Annotated in this window: 3 protein-coding genes; all 3 read left to right on the top strand. The window is 44.7% G+C overall.

Annotated elements, in window-relative coordinates; genetic code table 11:
• Nucleotides 1-1,065 (top strand): replication initiation factor domain-containing protein (locus tag ACLJRH_RS26150; RefSeq protein WP_410958294.1); only part of this gene is annotated, 1,065 nt, incomplete at its 5' end.
• Nucleotides 1,066-1,143: 78 nt separating this feature from the next.
• A complete protein-coding gene (locus ACLJRH_RS26145) occupies nt 1,144-1,527 on the top strand; it encodes a hypothetical protein (RefSeq protein ID WP_410958293.1) in 384 nt (127 codons plus the stop codon).
• 384 nt (nt 1,528-1,911) lie between these two features.
• On the top strand, nt 1,912-2,160 hold the full coding sequence (locus tag ACLJRH_RS26140) for a hypothetical protein (protein ID WP_410958292.1): 249 nt from the start codon (nt 1,912-1,914) through the stop codon (nt 2,158-2,160).
• Nucleotides 2,161-2,184 lie beyond the last annotated feature (24 nt).

Below are 2,184 nucleotides of genomic sequence, written 5' to 3'. Positions count from 1 at the left end.
GACGTTATCAACCCTAAAACCCGCATGTGGTGCCCGCTTTCGAATCGCGATATCGAGGAAACCTTTGATGAGTTTGTCGACGGTTACACCTTTCCTAATGAGGATTTTGGCGGCGATTTCCGCGCGGCTCGCAAGGCGCTTGATGACCAGCTTCATAACTATAATCAAAAGCTTATGGAATCCCGGATCGAGATGATTCGTCGCTGGCTGGCTGCTGAGTTTGGGTTACATCTGGGCGTATTTCGTGGGTATGGGCGCTATAACTATCATGACCACGCGCCGCTATATGCGTACAACGATATTGACCGTACAGAACTGGGTGTTTTGTATTTCGGCGGTAACGAGGGAACCGTGTTTATACAGATAAATGGTCACGGCTGTAAGCACGTATTTTCCGGCACGTCACCGGAGCACCTGCATAAGTGGTTTACCCATCTTGGCATCGTCAAATTACAGCGCCTTGATTTATGCGTCGATGACTTTGACGATGTTTTCACTGTTGAACATGCGTACCGCGATTTTAAGAACGATGCGTTCTATCGTGGAAGAGGGCGACGTATATGCAGTAAAACAGGCTTTGAATACACTATCGGGGCTGAGGAATCACTAAGGGTAGGTAGTCGTCAGTCGTTATTATTCTGGCGTATTTATAACAAGGCTCTTGAACTGGGGCTTGATTTAATCTGGAATCGTTCTGAGGCTGAATTAAAGGAAGTTCCTGTCGATATTTTGCTTGATATTCGGGGCTATTTTACGGGGCTTTGTGACTATGCTGCGCAACTTAATCCGGCAGAACTCCGCAAAATCAACCCGTTTAATCCGTCGCTTTCTGATACTCGTAAGGCGCTGAGTTCTTATGATTCATCTGTCAAATGGCTGAGGAATCAGGGGTCAAAAAAGCTTGCTGCTGTCCTTCACGTGCTGGGCGGCGACATAGAGGCATTCATCAAAACTGTAATAAAAGAGGAGCATTTACAGGACGAGAATATAAGACTACCAATAGATGAAAGTTATGAATATATAGTACGTGACCAGTTTTTAAAGAATAGCCCGATTCCGTTCTGATAAATACTTATGTGTAAGTGGCTTATTTGTTTATATGGTCAAACTGAAAATGTGTAATTAAATAAAAGGTGATTTATTATGTCTAACTTATCTGGCGCACTGCGTGTATTTTCCGGCAAAATCGTTAACTATACTAATAAACAGGGTCATCCTGATTCTTTCTGCTCGGCGGCTACGTTAGCTGATTATGATGAGGCTGATAACTCTATTGGTTGCGGCTTCATTGAAGAATCTTTCCCTAATGATAACAACCATCTTCTTATTAAGCGCCTTCAGTCTGATATTCGTCAGGCCAGTTTGAAGGGCTTCGATTATATACTGATTATCCCCCATTATAAGCGTATTGCCCGTGGTCGTGGTCAGGCTCAGTCTGTTGTAGGTGATTATGAGCTTGTTGGTTATGGCAAACTGACTGATTCCTCTCTGGAGTCTGTCCAGGCTAAACAGCCTGTTAAGTCCTGAATGGCTCGCCCTTCGGGGCGACTTTCATCGCGGGGGTATATATGATTAAGTCCTATCCTGGAATAGCTGACGCGCTGGACTATGCCCGGTTCTGTAACGTTAATTCGTTCGATCCGGATTCTCCGTATATTCGCAGCTATTACAAAAGGTCAGTTGCTCACCAGGCTAAACACGAGCAGTCCATTAAAGCCCGTCGCGCATCCGGTGCGCCACGTCCTGTCTATGCTATCGGTTTGACTGCTGCGATAGAACTCGCAGTAAGTCACCTCAGCGACAATCCGCCAGTTCCTGAGCGTCATCGTTGCGTTGTCTGTGATATTACGTTCACTGGTGAGCGCAAATGCCCCCGTTGTTATAATCACGTTTATTGTGTGGGGGTTGATAATGAGGCTGGCTAATCCCGTTGTTTGTGAATTACTGCAATATGCGTCTAATAATAACTACGTTGTAGAGCTTCGACCGCATTTTGCCGTTGTTGATGGCTTTCATGGTAATCAGGTTTTTATTACTGAAGGTTACTGTGTAAAAAATGATGGCAAGCCTGGTTTTACCGAGATTATTTACAATGGCGAATTCGAAGATTCATGCATTATTACGCCAGAAGAATTTAAGCGCATGTTTGCGAAGCGGTAGGGGGTATTATGAAACTGTTAGATA

This window comes from Salmonella sp. SAL04162 (genome assembly GCF_046551535.1).
GTDB classification, from domain to species: domain Bacteria; phylum Pseudomonadota; class Gammaproteobacteria; order Enterobacterales; family Enterobacteriaceae; genus Salmonella; species Salmonella enterica.
This window is presented reverse-complemented; position numbering and strand designations above follow the sequence as displayed.

Coding starts and splice junctions, on each gene's coding strand:
- ACLJRH_RS26140 (WP_410958292.1), top strand. CDS start 1,912: ATGAGGCTGGCTAATCCCGTTGTTTGTGAATTACTGCAATATGCGTCT.
- ACLJRH_RS26145 (WP_410958293.1), top strand. CDS start 1,144: ATGTCTAACTTATCTGGCGCACTGCGTGTATTTTCCGGCAAAATCGTT.